The organism is Stenotrophomonas maltophilia group sp. Smal13 (genome assembly GCF_030236855.1).
Classification (GTDB): Bacteria; Pseudomonadota; Gammaproteobacteria; order Xanthomonadales; family Xanthomonadaceae; genus Stenotrophomonas; species Stenotrophomonas maltophilia_A.
Genome location: NZ_JASJSQ010000001.1, coordinates 99324 through 116506, shown reverse-complemented (window position 1 = coordinate 116506; position 17183 = coordinate 99324). Strand labels below are relative to the sequence as shown.

Sequence of the window (17183 nt, the reverse complement as noted above, 5' to 3'; positions counted from 1 at the left end):
AGCGGCCGGCACTACCGATACGGGCGTCAGCTCGACAGATGCTCGATCGCTGCCACCTTGCCCAGGCGCTCGCCCAGCATCGTCAGCAGCGCCAGGCGGTTGCCACGCAGCGCCGGATCCTCGGCATTGACCATCACGCCATCGAAGAACGCGTCGACCTGCGGGCGCAGGCGGGCCAGGCGTGCCAGCACAGCCACATAGTCCTTGTGCTGCAGGCTGGCGCCGGTGTCGTCGATGGCCGCGGTGACCGCTTCAGCCAGCGCGCGCTCGGCGTCTTCCTGCAGCAGCGCCGGGTCGATCTGGGCCGGAATGTCGCCTTCGGCCTTGCGGAGGATGTTGCGGATGCGCTTGTTGGCCGCAGCCAGCGCCTCGGCTTCCGGCAGCGCGGCGAAGGTGCCGATCGCATCCAGGCGGCGGTCGAAGTCGTACAGCGAGGCCGGCTTCAGCTCGGCGACGGCGTTGAAGTGCGTGGCCGGCACGCCCTTGTCGGCGTAGTAGCCCTTCAGGCGGTCGAGGATGAAGTCGTACAGCTCGCCGACATCGGCCTGCACGTTGCGTGCGGCCAGGCCGGCGTTGGCGCTGGCCAGCAGCGCGCGCAGGTCCAGCTCGAAGCCGCTTTCGATGATCGTGCGGGCCAGGCCCAGCGCGTTGCGGCGCAGGGCGAACGGGTCCTTGTTGCCGGTCGGCTTCAGGCCAGCGGCGAAGCCACCGGCCAGCGTGTCGACACGTTCAGCAATCGCCAGCACCTTGCCCAGCGGCGACAGCGCGATGTCGTCACCACCGAAGCGCGGCTGGTAGGCCTCGTCGATGGCCAGCGCCACCTCCTGCGATTCACCACCGGCCACGGCGTAGTGGCGGCCGGCGATGCCCTGCAGTTCCGGGAATTCGTTGACCATGCGCGACTGCAGGTCGTTCTTGGCCAACTGCGCGGCCCGCTTGGCCTGCGCGGCGTCGGCGCCGACCTGGGGGGCGATCACTTCGGCCAGAGCGGCCACGCGCGCCACCTTGTCGGCCACGCTGCCCAGCTTGGCCTGGTAGGTCACCGTTTTCAGGCCGTCGCCCATCGACACCAGGCCCTGCTTCAGGTCCTCGTCGAAGAAGAACTTGGCATCAGCGAAGCGCGGGCGGATCACGCGCTCGTAGCCCTTGGCCACTTCGGCCACGTCCTTCGATTCGATGTTGGCGATGCCGATGAACTTCTCGGTCAGGGTGCCAGCGGCATCCAGCACCGGGAAGAACTTCTGGTTGATCTCCATCGTCTCGATCAGCGCTTCCTGCGGCACCGCCAGGAACGCGCGTTCGAAGCTGCACAGCACTGCCGACGGCCATTCGACCAGGTTCACCACCTGCTCCAGGTTGTCGTCGGTGATGCGGGCGCTGCCACCGGCCTTGGCCGCAGCGGCCTCGACCTCGGCAACGATGCGCGCACGGCGTTCGCTCGGGTCGACCAGCACGAACGCGGCACGCAGGGCTTCAACATAATCCTGCGGCTGGGCCAGCGACACCGCCTGGTCGTGGTGGAAACGATGGCCACGGCTGACGCGACCGGCCTGCAGGCCGAACAGCTCGGCTTCAACCACGTTGGCACCGTGCAGCAGCACCAGCCAGTGGGCCGGGCGCGCGAAGCCCCAGGCGTGGTCACCCCAGCGCATCGGCTTGGGAATCGGCATCGCCGCGATCGCCTCGCGCAGGATCTCCGGCAGCAGGCTGGCAGTGCTCGCACCCGGGGTCACCGCGCGGTGCACGAAACGCTCACCCTTGTTGTCGGTGGTCTTCTCCAGCGCGGTCCAGTCGATCCCGGCCTTGGCGGCGAAGCCCTGCAGGGCCTTGGTCGGCTGGCCTTCGGCGTCCAGCGCGATGTTCAGGTACGGGCCCAGCACTTCGCTGTGCTGTTCCGGCTGCTCCAGGCCGACGCCCGGCAGCAGCACGGCCAGGCGGCGCGGGGTCGACAGCGGGCGCGCATCGCCCAGTTCCAGCGCGACGCCGCGCTTGCGCAGGCCTTCGACGACACCGTCGAAGAACGCCTGGGCCAGGCCCGGCAGCGCCTTGACCGGCAGCTCCTCGGTGCCCAGTTCGATCAGCAGGGGGGACAGTTGGCTCATCGGTTCGATCCTGTGGTGGGGGCGCAGCGCGCAACGCGTCCGGCGCCCCGGGTAGTGGGTGAAAAGCGGGTCGGTGCAGGAAGGCGGTCAGGCCTTCTTCGCACCCGGGAAGCCCAGCTTCTCGCGCTGCTCGTAGTACGCCTTGGCCACCGCCTGGGCCAGCGCGCGCACGCGCAGGATGTAGCGCTGGCGCTCGGTCACGCTGATCGCGCGGCGCGCATCCAGCAGGTTGAAGGTGTGGCTGGCCTTCATCACCTGCTCGTAGGCCGGCAACGGCAGGTTCACTTCCACCAGCTTCTGCGCTTCGCGTTCGCAGGCATCGAAACGGTGGAACATCTCTTCCACGTCGGCGTATTCGAAGTTGTAGGTGCTCTGCTCCACCTCGTTCTGGTGGTAGACGTCGCCGTAGGTCACCGGCTGGCCGTCCGGGCCGTAGGTCCAGACCAGGTCGTAGACGTTGTCGCAGTTCTGCAGGTACATGCACAGGCGTTCGAGACCATAGGTGATCTCGCCCAGCACCGGGCGGCACTCCAGGCCACCGGCCTGCTGGAAGTAGGTGAACTGGGTCACCTCCATGCCGTTGAGCCAGACTTCCCAGCCCAGGCCCCAGGCGCCCAGCGTCGGCGATTCCCAGTTGTCCTCGACGAAACGCAGGTCGTGCACCAGCGGATCGATGCCCAGTGCCTTCAGCGAATCCAGGTACAGCTGCTGGATGTTGTCCGGCGCCGGCTTCATCGCCACCTGGTACTGGTAGTAGCGCTGCAGACGGTTCGGGTTCTCGCCGTAGCGGCCGTCGGTCGGGCGGCGCGAGGGCTGCACGTAGGCCGCGTTCCAGCTCTCCGGACCGATCGCACGCAGGAAGGTGGCCGGGTGGAAGGTACCGGCGCCCACCTCCAGGTCGAGCGGCTGGATGAGCACGCAGCCCTGCTGGGCCCAGAACTGGTTCAGGGTCTGGATGAGGCCCTGGAAGGTGATCGGAACGGTCGGGGTCGCGGACATGCGTACGAGTCTTGGCCGGCAAGGGGGTGCGCTAGTATAACGGCCGACCTGCGGGGCATTCCGTACCCGGGAGGAGCAGGCAGATGGAACATCGGCTGCCGGTGGGCACGCCCGGCGAGGCTGGCCGCGTACCGCTGCCGTGGGGTCGCCTGCAGTTCGAGCAGATTGCCGCGGCCCTGATCGCCGATGGCCTGGTGGCCGAGCAGGACCGCGAGCGCATGCGCTTTTCCGCGCAGGGCGCACGCAACGCCAGTGAAGTGCACCCGCTGGTGCTGCTGTCCAACCTCAAGCTGGCCGCCAACGGCGGTGGCGAACTGACCCTGGAGCGCCTCACCGAGTGGCTGGCGCAGCGCACCGGCAGCCGCTACCTGCGCATCGACCCGACCCGGGTCGACGTTGCCGCCGTCACCGCGCTGGTCTCCCACGCCTACGCCCGCCGCCACCGCTTCCTGCCGCTGGCGGTGGATGCCGAGCGCGTGCTGGTGGCCACCAGCGAGCCGCTGGTGCAGGAGTGGCGCCGTGACCTGCAGCACCTGACCCGCCGCCGCATCGAGCTGGCGGTGGTCAACCCGCTGGACCTGCACCGCTACACCATGGAGTTCTACGGGGTGACCCGCTCGGTGCGCGGCGCCCGTGGCGACGTGCGCGGCGAGGCCAGCACCACCCTGCCCAGCTTCGAACAGCTGGTGGAGCTGGGCCGCACCGGCGACGTCAATGCCGACGACCAGCACATCGTGCATATCGTGGACTGGCTGCTGCAGTACGCCTACGAGCAGCGCGCCTCGGACATTCACCTGGAGCCGCGCCGCGAAATGGGGCGCATGCGCTTCCGCATCGACGGCGTGCTGCACAAGGTGTTCGAGGTACCGCCGGCGGTGATGACCGCGGTGGTCAGCCGCATCAAGGTGCTCGGCCGCATGGACCTGGCCGAACGCCGGCGCCCGCAGGATGGCCGCATCAAGACCCGTTCGCCGGGCAGCCGCGAGGTCGAGATGCGTCTGTCGACCATGCCCACCGCCTTCGGCGAGAAGTGCGTGATGCGCATCTTCGACCCGGATGCCGCCTTCAAGAGCATCGACCAGCTCGGTTTCAGCCCGCAGGAGGCGGCGGGCTGGAATGCACTGGTCGAACGCCCGCACGGCATCGTGCTGGTCACCGGCCCGACCGGCTCGGGCAAGACCACCACCCTGTATTCCACGCTGAAGCGCCTGGCCACGCCGGACGTGAACGTGTGCACGGTGGAGGACCCGATCGAGATGATCGCGCCCGAGTTCAACCAGATGCAGGTGCAGACCAACATCGACCTGGATTTCGCCAGCGGCGTGCGCACGCTGCTGCGGCAGGACCCGGACATCATCATGATCGGCGAGATCCGCGACCTGGAAACCGCGCAGATGGCGGTGCAGGCCTCGCTGACCGGCCATCTGGTGCTGTCCACCCTGCATACCAACGACGCGCCCTCGGCGGTCACCCGCCTGCTCGACCTGGGCGTGCCGCACTACCTGCTGGCCAGCACCCTCAACGGCATCCTCGCCCAGCGCCTGGTGCGCACGCTGTGCCCGCACTGCAAGCAGCCGCACAGCCTCGGCGCCGCCGACTGGGCGGTGCTGGCTGATAGCCATGCCGCATATCCAGATGCCGCCACGCCCTGTCGGCCGGTCGGTTGCCTGGAGTGCCGGCGCACCGGATTCCTCGGCCGCATCGGCCTGTATGAGTTGCTGCCATTGGGTTCGCGGCTGCGCGGGCAGATCCGTGCCGACATGGATCTGGCCGGTTTCAGCCGTGCCGCACGGGCTGAAGGGCTGCGAACCCTGCGCCAGGCCGGGCTTGAAAAGGTGGCGCAGGGGCTGACTACAATCGAGGAAGTCCTGTCAGTCCTGCCGCCCCCGGATGAACCCAGCCCCGTTCCTGATCCTTGAAACCGGCCGCCCGGTACCGTCGCTGCGCCGCTACGGGCGCTTTCCGCACTGGATCCGCGTCGCCGCCGGGCTGGAAGAGCACGAGACGGTGGTGGTCGATGTCGAACACGGTGGCGCCCTGCCCGACCCACATGCCTTCGCCGGCGTGCTGGTGACCGGCTCGGCCGCCTTCGTCACCGACCACGCCGAGTGGAGCGAGCGCAGCGCCGCATGGCTGCGCCAGACCGCCCACGACGACCTGCCGGTATTCGGCATCTGCTATGGCCACCAGCTGCTGGCGCACGCGCTGGGTGGCGAGGTGGCCTACAACCCGGCCGGGCGCGAGTCCGGCACGATCGAGCTGGAACTGCAGCCGCAGGCCGCGCAGGACCCGCTGTTCCAGGGCCTGCCGCAGCATTTCGCCGCCCACGCCACCCACCTGCAGACGGTGCTGCGCGCGCCGGAAGGTGCCGAAGTGCTGGCACGCTCGCCGCTGGACGGCTGCCACGCCTTCCGCTGGGGCCGCCAGGCGTGGGGCGTGCAGTTCCATCCGGAATTCGCCACCCACCACATGCGCGGCTACGTGCGCGCCCGCGCCGACTGCATCGGCCGCCACGGCGGCTGCGCCCGCAGCATCGAGCGCGCGGTCAGCGCCGCACCGCTGGCCCGCCAGCTGTTGCGCCGCTTCGTCCGCCAGGCGCGGCTGTCTTCAGCCCAGCCGGTGGCAAAACAGGGATAATCGGCGGCACGGGCAGCCGCCCGGCCCCCTCCTGTCCTTCCCGGATGTCCATGAAAGAGATTCGCAAGCTGCCGGCCTCGGCGGGCGCCCAGTGGTTGCTGGATACGTTCTCCCTGTACCGGCGTGCGCCGCTGCAGCTGGCCCGGATCGGCCTGACCTGGCTGCTGGTGAGCTGGGTGGTGACCCTGCTGTCGACCTTGATTCCCGGCGCCGCCGGCATGGCAGTACAGCTCATGACCCTGGCCATTTCGCCGATCATGTTCGGCGGCATGCTGTATGCCGTGGGCGAGATCGACAAAGGCCGCCCGGGCCTGGCCTCGCACCTGCTGCAGCCGATCCGCGACCACCGCGTCAGCCACCTGCTGGTGCCGCTGGCGATCCAGGTGCTGGCGGTCCTGCTGCTGGGCGCGCTGTTGTTCATGATGATCGGCCGCGAGGGCTTCACCGCCTTCAGCGAGGTCATGACCAAGATGGAAGAGATCAGCCGCAGTGGCCAGCAGATCAAGCCGGATGATGCGGCCGCGCTGGTCGCCAACCTGCCGGCCAAGCGCATCGCGCTGTGGATGCTGCTGGTGTTCCTGAGCGCGGTGGCGCTGTCGCTGGCGATGTTCACCCAGCCGGCGCTGGTGGTGTTCGACAAGCAGAGCGGCATGCACGCGCTGCGCCTGAGCCTGCAGGGCTGCATCGAGAACATCGGCGCGATGTTCGTGTTCGCCGCGCTCGGCCTGATCGCCGCGTTCTGCATGTACATCCTGTTCGTGATCGTGATCCAGATCGCGATGCTGATCGGTGGCCCGCTGGCTGCGGCCTTCATCGCCCAGCTGGTGCTGACCACGGTGCTGATGCCGCTGTATGTCGGCGCGGTCTACGCCGCGTGGAAGCAGATGTTCGTGCATCGCGGCAGCCGCGCGGCCCCACCGATCCCGACCACGCCGACCTCAAGCGACGTGTTCCACGCCTGACGGAAAAAGGGGACGGAGGGGATTAAGTCGTTTATGCCCAGTGTGTGCAGCTAACGACTTAATCCCCTCCGTCCCCTTTTTTTCTTTCAGGCGGCGGGTTTCTTCACTACCGACGACGGCACCAGCCAGCGTGCGGCGTGGATGCCCAGTTCGTAGAGCAGGCACATCGGAATCGCCAACATCAGCTGCGAGACCACGTCCGGCGGGGTCAGCACTGCGGCCACCACGAAGATGCCGACGATCGCGTAACCGCGGCCTTCCTTGAACTGCTGCGGCGTCACCCAGCCCAGCAGCACCAGGATCACCATCGCCACCGGCAGTTCGAAACTGCCGCCGAAAGCGAAGAAGATCGCCAGCACGAAGTCCAGGTAGGCGTTCGCATCCGGAGTGATCGCGATCACGTCCGGGCTGAAGGTGGTGAGGAAGTGGAATACCGCCGGCAGCACCAGGAAGTAGGCGAAGGCACAGCCGGCGTAGAACAGCAGCACCGACGACACCAGCAACGGCACCGCCAGGCGCTTCTCGCGCGCATACAGGCCCGGGGCGACGAACGCCCACAGCTGGTACAGCAGCCACGGCACCGCCACGAACAGGGCGACGAAGAAGGTCAGCTTCAGCGGGGCGAAGAAGGCGCCGGCGGGGTTGGTGGCGATCATCGTCTGCCCGTTCGGCAGCTGCGAGACCAGCGGTTCGGCCAGCGCGTTGTACAGCTTCTGGGTGAACGGCAGCAGCGCCAGCAGCACCACGCCCAGGCCCAGCAATGCGCGCACCAGGCGGCCGCGCAGTTCCACCAGATGTTCGACCAGCGAGCTTTCGCCGAAATCCTGTTCACTCATGGCTGGCGCTCCGGGCTGCTCTGCGGCGGCGGCGCACCGGCTTCAGGGGGTGTCGCCGGCGTCGGCTCGGGAGCAACGCTCTCCTGTGCCGGCGCATCGGTGTCGGGCACGGCGCTCATGTGCGGCGGAAGATCTGCGGGCGCCGGCGCGCGTACTTCCTGCGCCAACGTATCGCCCTGCTGCTGGGCCTCCTGCGCTTCGCGACGGATCGCTTCACCGCTGGCGCGCAGCTGGTTCTCGGTGTCCTGCATGCCCTGGCGCACGTCCTGCATCTGCCGCTTGATGTCCTCGGCCTGCAGTTCGCGCTCCAGTTCCTGTTTCACCGAATCCCACTGATTACGGGCACGTCGCACCCACAGGCCGGCGAAGCGGGCCGCCTTGGGCAGGCGCTCGGGACCGAGCACCACCAGGGCGACCACTGCAATCACCAGCAGCTCGCTGAAGCCGATATCAAACACCGCGACCGCTCCGGATCAGCGAGCGTTACGGTCGTGCTCGTCCTGCGCGGCGCGCGAGGCGTCCTGGCTGCGCGATTCATCGCCCAGCTGCGCGTTCGGCTTGTCCTCGTCGCGCATGCCCTTCTTGAATTCCTTGACCGCCGAACCGAGATCCTTGGCGCCGCTGGTCAGGCGCTTGGTGCCGAACACCAGCAGGACGATGGCCAGCACGACCAACCAATGCCAGATGCTGAAACTGCCCATAAAGACGCTCGTTACGTTAGTGATCAGGCTGTCGAGCATAGCGCACCGGGTGTTAGCCGGCGCGCGTGACGAAAGTCAGTTTCCGCCCAGCGTTTCCGTGCGGATTTCGCCGTCGTTGACCGGCTGGAAGCCCTGCTGCTGCGGCGGCGGGTTCTGCGGCACGTTCTGCAGCGGTGCGGTGGTGGCTTCGGCCGGGGCGGCCGGCGCTGCCTGAACAGGCGCCGGAGCAACCGCCGGGGCCGCTGCCGGACGCGGCGCGTTACCGCCGTTGCCGCTGCGGTTGTTACGCGCGGCGTAGGTGGCCTCTTCCAGGCGGTCGCGGAACGTGACCACATCCATCGACGGCGAACCGGCCGCACGGCCTTCGAAGATCATGCGCGGCGTGGTGTTGCTGCCGTAGGCGTCCAGATTGGCGGCATCGTCGATCTGCAGCACCGCACCATCCAGGGCGACACCGGCGAACAGGCCGCGGGCGCGCGACCAGGACCAGATCTCGGCCTTCAGCTGACCGTCGGTGGCGGCGGCGGCATTGCGGCCGACCGGGCCGGCGGCGACACCCGCATCGGCGCCCAGCGTGAACTTGCCGTTGACCAGGTTGTCCAGGCTCCGGTCGTTGCGGAACACCAGCACCACATCGGAGGACTGCACGCCGGCCTGGAAGCCGATACTGCCGCCGGTGAGCTTCACGAACACCGGGTTGGACCAGGCACCGTTGGGCATGCGCACGGACATCAGGCCGTGGCCACGACGACCGCCAATGACCAGACCGGCCTTGATCGTGTCGGGAATGACGATGACCGCGCGGCCTTCGTCGAGCAATTTGTCCGGAATGCCCTGTTCAGGGATTTCCTGGATTTCAGCCAGCACGCGCACGGCATTGCGGGCACGCTGGTCTTCCTGCGGTCCGGCCATGGCCTGGCTGGACAGCAGGCTGGCGGCGATCAGCAGGGCTTGGATCGGGCGACGCATGGCAGGCTCCAGAAGTCAGTCCATAGGAAGATATAGCAAGTGACTGAAATTAGTAGTGTTGTCATGAATCCCCAATGAGCGTTCCCTGCTCACATTGATGCGCGCTATGCCTGCAATCCGAACCCTGCATCCCGGCGCGGCACCGGATCGGCGACAATACCGCTCATGCTCGACGCACCCGATACCGCCGTGCTGGCGGTCAACCTAGGCACGCCCGAGACGCCGACGGCCCCCGCCGTACGCCGTTACCTGGCCGAATTCCTGTCCGACCCCCGCGTGGTCTCGATCCCGGCACTGCTGTGGCAGCCGTTGCTGCGCGGACTGATCCTGCCGCTGCGCAGCAGCCGTTCAGCGGCCAAGTACGCCCAGGTCTGGCTGCCGGAGGGCTCTCCGCTGATGGTGCATACGCGCCAGCTGGCGCAGGCCATGCAAGCGCTGTTGCCGACCCTGACGGTGCGCCATGCAATGCGCTATGGCGAACCGGCGCTGGCCAGCGAACTCGACCGGCTGGCGGCCGACGGTGCGCGCCGCATCGTGGTGCTGCCGCTGTACCCGCAGTACTCCACCACCACCACCGCCTCGGTCGAAGACCGCGTCGATGCCTGGCAGCGCCGCAATCCGGGCGTGACCGTCAGCCTGGTGCGCGACTATTCGGTCGATCCGGGCTGGGTCGACGCCGTTGCCGGCTCGATCCGCCGCTACTGGGAACAGCACGGTCGTGGCCAGAAACTGATGTTCTCCTTCCACGGCATTCCGCAGCGCCTGGCCGACGCCGGCGATCCGTATCCGCAGCGCTGCGAGGCCAGTGCGCAGGCCATCGCCAACGCGCTGGGCCTGGGCAGGGACGACTGGCAGATGGGCTATCAGTCGCGCTTCGGCCGCGAGCGCTGGCTGCAGCCGTATGCCGAGCCGAGCCTGTGGGCGCTGGCCGAATCCGGCGTGAAGCAGATCGACGTGGTGTGTCCGGGCTTCGCCACCGACTGTCTGGAGACGCTGGAAGAAGTGGCACTGGGCTTCACCGAAACACTGGCCGAGCGCGGCGCGACGATGCGCTACATCCCCTGCCTCAACGCCGAACCGGAGCACGCGCGTGCGCTTGCGCGGCTGGCCGTGGCCTCACTGGCATGAGCCTGCAGCCGTTTGAACTCGAGGTCGGTGGCGCGCGCGTCGCCGGCCTGCGCAACTACGGTGATGGCCCGCGCGTGCTGGCCCTGCATGGCTGGCTCGACAACGCGGCCAGCTTCGTGCCGCTGGCGCCGCACCTGTCGTCGTTGCAGCTGGTGGCCATCGACCTGCCCGGCCACGGCCACAGCGCGCATCTGCCGGCCGGTGCCAGCTACACCACGGCCGCCGCCATCTGTCACGTACTCGACGTCGCCGACGCGCTGGGCTGGGACCGTTTCAGCCTGCTCGGCCATTCGATGGGCGCCGGCATCGCCAGCCTCACCGCCTCGGTCAGCGACCGTGTCGAACGGCTGGTGGCGATCGAAGCACTCGGCGGCCTGCGTGGTCCTGAGGAAGAAACCGCCAACCGCCTGCGCGAGCATGTGAATGCCACACGCGCACTGGCACGCAAGCAGCTGCGCGTGTTCCCCGACCTCGCCGCGCCGATCCGCGCGCGGATGATGACCAACCAGCTCAGCGAGCGCTGTGCACGGCTGCTGGTCGAGCGCGGCGTGGAGCCGGTCGAAGGTGGTTACCGCTGGTGCAGCGACCCGCGCCTGATGCTGCCCACTGCGATCCGCCTCAGCGAAGGCCAGATCGACAACCTGCTGCAGGCCATCGCCTGCCCGACGCAGGTGATCTACGCCACACCGGCGCAGTCGTACTATCCCGAGCCGATGCGCAGCGATCGCCTGCAGCACCTGCGCGATGGCCGTCTGGCGGTGTTTGCCGGCAACCATCACCTGCACATGGAAGACCCGGAACAGATCGCGGGCGTGATCCTGCACTTCTTCAGCAACGGCAACGCCGGCTGAGCAAACGTATCCGCGCGCTTCACTCCGCGCGTTTGCGGCCGATACATCAGTTGCGGGCCCCTGCGTCCGCAGCACGCAGGTCCGGTCGGGCCTGCGGCGTGTGTCTGGTTCTGCAAGGAAGTCCGCATGCCCGCTCTGCTGCACCGTCACCCACAGGATGTGGCCACGGTGTCCCGTCTCCGCGTCGCTGATCGCGCCGCGTTCCCCGAATTCCCGGCTCGCGCCCTGCTCACGCACTCCTGCGTGTGCCGCGGCGTGGCTGTTGTCGTTTGCTGATCCAGGAGTCGCCGATGTCCGTTGCATCCACCCGTCCCCCCGATACCGCCCGCATGCCGCATCTGCAGCAGCTCGCGCACCGCGCTGACCGTCGACTGCTGATCGGTAGCGCGGCGTTGGCTGTGGCTGGCCTCGTGCTGGCCCTGCGTGGGCCCCACGTACCGGGCGCTGCGTTGGCCGCGGCCGCCGTACTGCCCGCCCTCTGGCTGGCCGGTCCACAGGCGGGCCGGGCCGTCGCCCGCAAGGGCCTGGCATTGCTGTTGTCGCTGCAGCTGGCCTTGTTGTGCGCGATCGTCAGCCTGTCACCAGCATTGCCGATTGCGCTGTTGCTGGGCGTGCTGCTCAGCCACCGCGATCGCCTGCCGGTATGGCTGGCCGGTGGTGTTGGCACCCTCGCCCTGCTGGTACCGCTGCTGCACGGCGCAGCCGTGGGACCGACGTTGCTGCAGGCGGGCCTGTTCGCCAGCCTGACCGTGTTCCTCGGCCAGGTCGCGCTGCGCCTGCGCCAGCAGACCGAGGCGCTTGGCCACGGCCCGCGCCGCCTGGCGGCACTGGCGCGCGATATCGCGACGGGCACCGATCTGAGCGCACATGCAGATACTGCGGCCTATGCACCAGGTTCGCTGGCCCATGCGCTGGCCGATACCGCCCGCCACGTACAGGCGCAGCGTGGGCGCGAGGCTGAAGCGCATGCCGAGAATGCGCAGATCCGCCAGGCGCTCGATGCCTCGCGCACCGCGATGATGATTGCCGACAACGACCACGTGATCCGTTACGTGAACCGCTCGGTGGTGGCCCTGCTGCGCAACCAGCAGGCAACACTGCGCCAGGCCTTCCCCGACTTCGATGCCGAGCGCCTGGTCGGCAGCAGCATCCACCGCTTCCACGCCAACCCGGACCGCATCCGCGCGATCCTCAATGGCCTGCAGGTCACGCACAACGGCAAGGTCCAGATCGGCCCGGTGCACTTCGCGCAGGTGGTCACCCCGGTGTTCGATGCGCAGGGCGTGCGCCTGGGCTTCGCTGTGGAATGGCATGACCGCACCCATGAACTCGCGCTGGAAAACTCCGTGGCCGGCATCGTCGCGGCGGCTGCGGCCGGTGATCTCGACCAGCGCCTGCAGGCCACTGAAGGTGCCAGTTTCCTCGATGGGCTGACCGGTGGCATCAACCAGCTGCTCGATACGCTCGGCAGCACCGTCAACGAAGTGCGGCAGATGCTCTCGGCACTGGCCAATGGCGATCTGGACCGGCGCATGCACGGCGAGTATCACGGCGCTTTCGCTGCCATCCAGCGCGATGCGAATGCCACGGCCGGTCAGTTGGCACGCATGGTCGGTCGCATCCAGGAATGTGCGGCGTCGATCAGTACCGCCGCCAGCGAGATTGCCGCCGGCAACGGCGCGTTGTCCGAGCGCAGCGAGCGCCAGGCCGCGCACCTGCAGGAGACCGCAGCATCGATGGAGGAACTCACCGCCACCGTGCGCCAGAACGCCGCCCATGCGCGTGAGGCCAGTGCGTTGGCAGCTTCCACGCAGAGCGCTGCCAGTGACGGCAACACGGCCATGCAGCGGGTGGTGAATACCATGCAGGCCATCGAAGGTGCCTCGAAGCGGATCGGCGACATCACCGGCGTCATCGACGGCATTGCCTTCCAGACCAATATCCTGGCCTTGAACGCAGCCGTGGAGGCGGCACGCGCCGGCGAACAGGGCCGAGGCTTCGCGGTCGTGGCCAGCGAGGTGCGGGTACTGGCGCAGCGCTCTGCGGCGGCGGCCCAGGAGATCAAGAAGCTGATCGACGAAGCCGGCCGCCAGGTGGGTGAGGGTGCCCAGCTGGTAGCTGATGCCGGCCAACGCATGCAGGGCATTGTTGGCGGCGTGGAGGATGTCAGCCACCTGATGCGCGAGATTTCCGCGGCGTCGCAGGAGCAGTCGATCGGCATTGAGCAGATCAACCAGACCGTAGTGCAGATGGATCAGGCCACGCAGCAGAATGCGGCGCTGGTGGAGGAAGCCACCGCGGCCGCACGCGAGCTGCAATCGCAGGCGGGTACGCTTACCGAGGCGGTGTCGGTGTTCCGCCAGCAGGAACCGCACGAGGTCTCGCAGGCCGCCTGATCCGGGCCTTCAGTTCGATCCTGATCAAGACGGCGCCCGCAGGGCGCCGTCTTTTTGTTGCGTAGGCCTTGCTGCCAGTAGCTGCCAACCTTGGTTGGCGCCGTGGTTCCTCACGGAGGGCATCCACGCATGGCGTGGATCTACTGGTAGTGCCGGCCGCTGGCCGGCAATCACAGCCACGCGCACTGTCTGGGCCTGCTGCCGGGGTTGGCCCGATCTTTGCAGGGACAGCCCATCCACGCACGGCGCGGATCTACTGTGGGTCCGCATGCCCTCGGTAGACGCCAACCTTGGTTGGCGCTGTGGCTACCCGCGGAGAATATCCGCGTATGGCCTGGATCTAACGGGCGATGTAACGCCATCGGGTTGCCGGCCAGCGGCCGGCACTACCCGCATTTCGCGCGCAAAAAGAAAAACCCCGCTGCGTAAGCAGCGGGGTTTTGGGTGTAAACCCTGGCGATGACCTACTCTCGCATGGCTTGAGCCACACTACCATCGGCGCAGCTGCGTTTCACTTCCGAGTTCGGGATGGGATCGGGTGGTTCCACAGCGCTAATTTCACCAGGGAGGCGGTTGGAGCGTCGCCATCCGATACAACTGGATAAGGCGCCTGCCTCTCGTAGTTCTTGTGACGTAGCGTGCACTTGGATGCTCTTACGACGCTGTCGTAAAGCCAAGGCAACTTGAGGTTATATGGTCAAGCCTCTCGGATCATTAGTATCAGTTAGCTCAATACATTGCTGTACTTACACACCTGACCTATCAACCACGTAGTCTACATGGTTCCTTCAGGGGGCTTGTGCCCCGGGAGATCTCATCTTGAGGCGCGCTTCCCGCTTAGATGCTTTCAGCGGTTATCGCTTCCGAACATAGCTACCCGGCAATGCCACTGGCGTGACAACCGGAACACCAGAGGTTCGTCCACTCCGGTCCTCTCGTACTAGGAGCAGCCCCTCTCAAATCTCCAACGCCCATGGCAGATAGGGACCGAACTGTCTCACGACGTTCTGAACCCAGCTCGCGTACCACTTTAAATGGCGAACAGCCATACCCTTGGGACCGACTACAGCCCCAGGATGTGATGAGCCGACATCGAGGTGCCAAACACCGCCGTCGATATGAACTCTTGGGCGGTATCAGCCTGTTATCCCCGGAGTACCTTTTATCCGTTGAGCGATGGCCCTTCCATACAGAACCACCGGATCACTAAGTCCTAGTTTCCTACCTGCTTGATCCGTCGATCTTGCAGTCAAGCACGCTTATGCCTTTGCACACAGTGCGCGATGTCCGACCGCGCTGAGCGTACCTTCGAGCTCCTCCGTTACTCTTTAGGAGGAGACCGCCCCAGTCAAACTACCCACCATACACGGTCCCCGACCCAGATAATGGGCCCAGGTTAGAACGTCAAGCACGACAGGGTGGTATTTCAAGGATGGCTCCACTGCAGCTAGCGCCACAGTTTCATAGCCTCCCACCTATCCTACACAGACGAACTCAACGTTCAGTGTAAAGCTATAGTAAAGGTTCACGGGGTCTTTCCGTCTTGCCACGGGAACGCTGCATCTTCACAGCGATTTCAATTTCACTGAGTCTCGGGTGGAGACAGCGCCGCTGTCGTTACGCCATTCGTGCAGGTCGGAACTTACCCGACAAGGAATTTCGCTACCTTAGGACCGTTATAGTTACGGCCGCCGTTTACTGGGGCTTCGATCAAGAGCTTCGCCTTGCGGCTGACCCCATCAATTAACCTTCCAGCACCGGGCAGGCGTCACACCCTATACGTCCACTTTCGTGTTTGCAGAGTGCTGTGTTTTTGATAAACAGTCGCAGCGGCCTGGTTACTGCGACCCTCTTCAGCTATAGCTCGCACGAGCCACCAAAAAGGGTGCACCTTCTCCCGAAGTTACGGTGCCATGTTGCCTAGTTCCTTCACCCGAGTTCTCTCAAGCGCCTGAGAATTCTCATCCTACCCACCTGTGTCGGTTTACGGTACGGTCTGCGTAAGCTGAAGCTTAGGAGCTTTTCCTGGAAGCGTGGTATCAGTGACTTCGCCATAAAGGCTCGTCTCGGTGCTCGGTCTTAAAGGATCCCGGATTTGCCAAAGATCCAAACCTACCGCCTTTCCCCAGGACAACCAACGCCTGGTACACCTAACCTTCTCCGTCCCTCCATCGCACTTACGCGAGGTGCAGGAATATTAACCTGCTTCCCATCGACTACGACTTTCGTCCTCGCCTTAGGGGCCGACTCACCCTGCGCCGATTAACGTTGCGCAAGGAAACCTTGGGCTTTCGGCGTGCGGGTTTTTCACCCGCATTATCGTTACTCATGTCAGCATTCGCACTTCCGATACCTCCAGCAGACTTCTCAATCCACCTTCAACGGCTTACGGAACGCTCCTCTACCGCGCATAACAAAGTTATGCACCCCAAGCTTCGGTTCACTGCTTAGCCCCGTTAAATCTTCCCCGCAGACCGACTCGACCAGTGAGCTATTACGCTTTCTTTAAAGGGTGGCTGCTTCTAAGCCAACCTCCTGGCTGTCTGTGCCTTTCCACATGGTTTTCCACTTAGCAGTGAATTTGGGACCTTAGCTGTGGGTCTGGGTTGTTTCCCTTTTCACGACGGACGTTAGCACCCGCCGTGTGTCTCCCATACAGTCCGTCTCGGTATTCGGAGTTTGCAATGGTTTGGTAAGTCGCGATGACCCCCTAGCCATAACAGTGCTCTACCCCCGAGAGGATACATATGAGGCGCTACCTAAATAGCTTTCGAGGAGAACCAGCTATCTCCGGGTTCGATTAGCTTTTCACTCCTAATCACACCTCATCCCCTACCTTTGCAACGGGAGTGGGTTCGGGCCTCCAGTGCGTGTTACCGCACCTTCACCCTGGGCATGACTAGATCACCCGGTTTCGGGTCTACTGCCCGCGACTATGCGCCCTTATCAGACTCGGTTTCCCTTCGCCTCCCCTATACGGTTAAGCTTGCCACGAACAGTAAGTCGCTGACCCATTATACAAAAGGTACGCAGTCACTCCTTGCGGAGCTCCTACTGCTTGTACGCACACGGTTTCAGGTTCTATTTCACTCCCCTCTCCGGGGTTCTTTTCGCCTTTCCCTCACGGTACTGGTTCACTATCGGTCGGTCAGTAGTATTTAGCCTTGGAGGATGGTCCCCCCATGTTCAGACAGGGTTTCACGTGCCCCGCCCTACTCGTCTTCACTGAAATGGCCCTTTCAGATACAGGGCTATCACCTTCTATGGCTGCTCTTTCCAGAGCATTTTCCTAGAACCAAATCAGCTTAAGGGCTAGTCCGCGTTCGCTCGTCGCTACTTACGGAATCTCGGTTGATTTCTTTTCCTCTGGTTACTTAGATATTTCAGTTCACCAGGTTCGCTTCCAGCAGCTATGTATTCACTGCAGGATACCCGCAAGCGGGTGGGTTTCCCCATTCGGACATTACCGGATCAAAGCTTGTTGCCAGCTCCCCGATACTTTTCGCAGGCTGCCACGTCCTTCATCGCCTCTGACCGCCAAGGCATCCACCGTGTGCGCTTATTCGCTTGACCATATAACCGCAAGTTGCCTTGGGTTATAT

Annotated in this window: 12 protein-coding genes and 2 rRNA genes; 6 read left to right on the top strand and 8 right to left on the bottom strand. The window is 65.4% G+C overall.

Going from position 1 to position 17183, the window contains the following annotated elements; translation table 11 throughout:
• Positions 1-26 precede the first annotated feature (26 nt).
• Positions 27-2102, bottom strand: a complete 2076-nt coding sequence (glyS, locus tag QRO95_RS00565; protein ID WP_049399153.1) for a glycine--tRNA ligase subunit beta — start codon at positions 2100-2102, stop codon at positions 27-29.
• Between the two features lie 87 nt (positions 2103-2189).
• Entirely contained in the window at positions 2190-3101 is a 912-nt protein-coding gene (gene glyQ, locus QRO95_RS00560; protein ID WP_006403404.1) for a glycine--tRNA ligase subunit alpha, read from the bottom strand.
• Between the two features lie 83 nt (positions 3102-3184).
• On the opposite strand from glyQ, the gene QRO95_RS00555 reads away from it, so the two are divergent.
• From QRO95_RS00555 to QRO95_RS00545, 3 genes are read left to right on the top strand one after another with little or no spacing between them, the layout of a single operon-like run.
• Positions 3185-5020 carry a GspE/PulE family protein gene (locus QRO95_RS00555; RefSeq protein ID WP_285301473.1) on the top strand — a complete coding sequence of 612 codons (1836 nt, stop codon included), beginning with the start codon at positions 3185-3187 and terminating at the stop codon, positions 5018-5020.
• Positions 4992-5738, top strand: a complete 747-nt coding sequence (locus QRO95_RS00550; protein WP_032128456.1) for a glutamine amidotransferase — start codon at positions 4992-4994, stop codon at positions 5736-5738. The genes QRO95_RS00555 and QRO95_RS00550 overlap by 29 nt, the downstream gene beginning before the upstream one ends.
• A 50-nt stretch (positions 5739-5788) precedes the next feature.
• Positions 5789-6700, top strand: coding sequence for a BPSS1780 family membrane protein (locus QRO95_RS00545; protein WP_285301472.1), 912 nt, complete (start codon positions 5789-5791; stop codon positions 6698-6700).
• 86 nt (positions 6701-6786) lie between these two features.
• Here the strand turns inward: QRO95_RS00545 and tatC are convergent, their stop codons facing one another.
• From tatC to QRO95_RS00525, 4 genes are all read right to left on the bottom strand, one after another.
• A complete protein-coding gene (tatC, locus tag QRO95_RS00540) occupies positions 6787-7536 on the bottom strand; it encodes a twin-arginine translocase subunit TatC (RefSeq protein ID WP_032128455.1) in 750 nt (249 codons plus the stop codon).
• Complete coding sequence (gene tatB, locus QRO95_RS00535; protein WP_121504097.1) at positions 7533-7994, bottom strand: Sec-independent protein translocase protein TatB; 462 nt, start codon at positions 7992-7994, stop codon at positions 7533-7535. Before tatB ends, tatC begins: the two co-directional genes overlap by 4 nt.
• Positions 7995-8009: 15 nt before the next feature.
• The gene (gene tatA, locus QRO95_RS00530) at positions 8010-8237 is read right to left on the bottom strand and encodes a Sec-independent protein translocase subunit TatA (RefSeq protein ID WP_032128453.1); all 228 of its coding nucleotides are present in this window, start codon (positions 8235-8237) and stop codon (positions 8010-8012) included.
• 75 nt (positions 8238-8312) lie between these two features.
• Entirely contained in the window at positions 8313-9206 is an 894-nt protein-coding gene (locus QRO95_RS00525) for a YSC84-related protein (protein WP_253145855.1), read from the bottom strand.
• A gap of 165 nt (positions 9207-9371) precedes the next feature.
• Between QRO95_RS00525 and hemH the strand changes: the two genes are divergently transcribed.
• The 3 genes from hemH to QRO95_RS00510 all read left to right on the top strand — a co-directional run bounded on the left by hemH (position 9372) and on the right by QRO95_RS00510 (position 13581).
• Complete coding sequence (hemH, locus tag QRO95_RS00520) at positions 9372-10334, top strand: ferrochelatase (RefSeq protein ID WP_201117687.1); 963 nt, start codon at positions 9372-9374, stop codon at positions 10332-10334.
• Positions 10331-11185 carry an alpha/beta fold hydrolase gene (locus tag QRO95_RS00515; protein ID WP_032128450.1) on the top strand — a complete coding sequence of 285 codons (855 nt, stop codon included), beginning with the start codon at positions 10331-10333 and terminating at the stop codon, positions 11183-11185. Before hemH ends, QRO95_RS00515 begins: the two co-directional genes overlap by 4 nt.
• Positions 11186-11475: 290 nt before the next feature.
• Positions 11476-13581, top strand: coding sequence for a methyl-accepting chemotaxis protein (locus QRO95_RS00510; RefSeq protein WP_285301471.1), 2106 nt, complete (start codon positions 11476-11478; stop codon positions 13579-13581).
• A gap of 451 nt (positions 13582-14032) precedes the next feature.
• On the opposite strand, the gene rrf is transcribed toward QRO95_RS00510, so the two are convergent.
• Positions 14033-14147: ribosomal RNA gene (gene rrf / locus QRO95_RS00505) — 5S ribosomal RNA — on the bottom strand.
• Between the two features lie 127 nt (positions 14148-14274).
• Positions 14275-17154 (bottom strand): 23S ribosomal RNA (locus tag QRO95_RS00500).
• Positions 17155-17183 lie beyond the last annotated feature (29 nt).